A 1,738-nucleotide genomic window follows, 5' to 3' on the forward strand; every position below is an offset into this window, starting at 1 on the left:
CAGGGGTGCGGTAACGTCGTTTCCATGCCGCTAAACGTCTTTGCCGGAGGCCGGGTGGGCGCCTGGCAGGTTGAACGCATCGAGCCGGTGACTGGTCCGTCCTTGCCGGTGGTCTCACGGTTGGCCGTGCTCGACGGGTCACGTGCAGGCGACGTCGAGGCGGCCTGGGTGCTGCGCGGGACGACGAGCTACAAGCGCTACACCCGACGCGAGGAGCAGGAGGCACTGGACGCCAAGCAGCCACAGCTCGGCCGGCCCGAAGCAACCCGGGCGGCTCTCATCCCCATCACCAAGTCCGATGCTTGGTGGCAGCTCGCTCAGGACGAACGCCGTGACCTCCTCGAGGAGAGTTCCCACCACATCGCGGTCGGGTTGGAGTACCTGCCGGCAGTCGCGCGCCAGCTCTACCACGGCCATGACCTGGGCGAGCCCTTCGACTTCCTCACCTGGTTCGAGTACGCCCCCCAAGACGCCCCCGCGTTCGAGGAGCTCGTAGACCGACTCCGCACGACCCCCGAGTGGGGCTACGTAGAACGAGATGTCGACATCCGCCTCGCGCGGTGACCCGCCCTGCTCCCGGCTCTGCCGACAGGACAAGTGTGCTCATGGCGGGTCCACGAGCACACGGGCTATCTCAGTAGACGATGGCTCACCGGGCAAGAACGCACGCCCATCGCGGCATGACCGGGCGAGCGTCCCCGCCCCTACAGCGGCAGATGCGGGCGAGCGTCCCCGCCCTCAACGCGGCAGATGCGGGCGTGACCCCGAACGGTTCGCCACGTGTCGACGACGGCTGAAAACTGGGCCGTAATCGACGGGGCGTTGACGCCTGGCTCAATGTTCACGCCAGAACTGCCAGCCCGACGGCGGTTCTGGGAATTCTGAGCTGGGGCTCCAACCGACTGGAGGTGACCACCGCTCCGGCGGCGTTGGCCAGCTTGGCGGGACGGCGAAGATGAGGCGGGCTCGACGGCGCCGCCACCTCCGCCGGAGCAGCAGTGCCCCGGCAATCGAGAGTGACATGCACGCGACGGCAACCAGCGTCGCGATGAGCCGGAAGCGACCGAGATCGGCACCCTGGCCCGGGCCCGGATCACTCGGTGCCCCACCCAGGACCAACGCGACAAGGCCAACCAGACCAATGATGAGACACAAGACGAAGGAGCTGGCATAAGCGGTGCGTATCCGTCGGGACTCCGCCGGTCTTTCCAGGGCAGAACTCATCGGCGTCCCTCAGCCCGCCCAGACGGGCGAACGGGCCCCCGAGGGGCGTTCTTCAGGCGTTCGCACGCGCCCAAACTAGCCCGTTCACGCTCGGCCCGGAGTGGACAAGAACGGTCCGCGTCGCATGACGTGAGAGGGCGGCGGCCAAGGCAACAGTCAGCGCCCTCACGAGGCCCGGGTCGAGAACATGGAGCACACCGTCAAGGGCGCTCGCAATACATCGGCGGCGGGCCCTTACGGGACACGCTTCGCGTGCCGATGGCAGTGCGTGAGTCGGGGAGTGCGGAGGGGGCACACGTGAGCGCGACGCGACCGGGGAGCCATGCCCGCGACCCCTCCGTTCCCCCGCCGGTCGATCCTGAGCTGACACGGCTGTCGGTGCGGTGGACCCACGGCGCGTTGCGAACGGTGATCGCCGTGTGGTTGATCGCGGGCCTGGTGGGCGCCTCCTACGACGCTCTGAGTCGCTACGGGCATCTGACCTGGATCCTGGTGTGGGGTGGGCGCGGCGGTG

2 protein-coding genes are annotated in these 1,738 nt (G+C 68.4%); both read left to right on the top strand.

Annotation, left to right across the window (positions count from 1 at the left end; translation table 11 throughout):
- Positions 1–564 (top strand): chlorite dismutase family protein (locus ACT3T5_RS19490; protein WP_444595319.1); only part of this gene is annotated, 564 nt, incomplete at its 5' end.
- A 957-nt stretch (positions 565–1,521) separates the two neighbouring features.
- The coding region (locus tag ACT3T5_RS19495; RefSeq protein ID WP_444595320.1) for a hypothetical protein at positions 1,522–1,738 on the top strand (217 nt) is incomplete at its 3' end.

The organism is Brachybacterium sp. AOP3-A1-3 (genome assembly GCF_052378285.1).
Lineage (GTDB): Bacteria > Actinomycetota > Actinomycetes > Actinomycetales > Dermabacteraceae > Brachybacterium.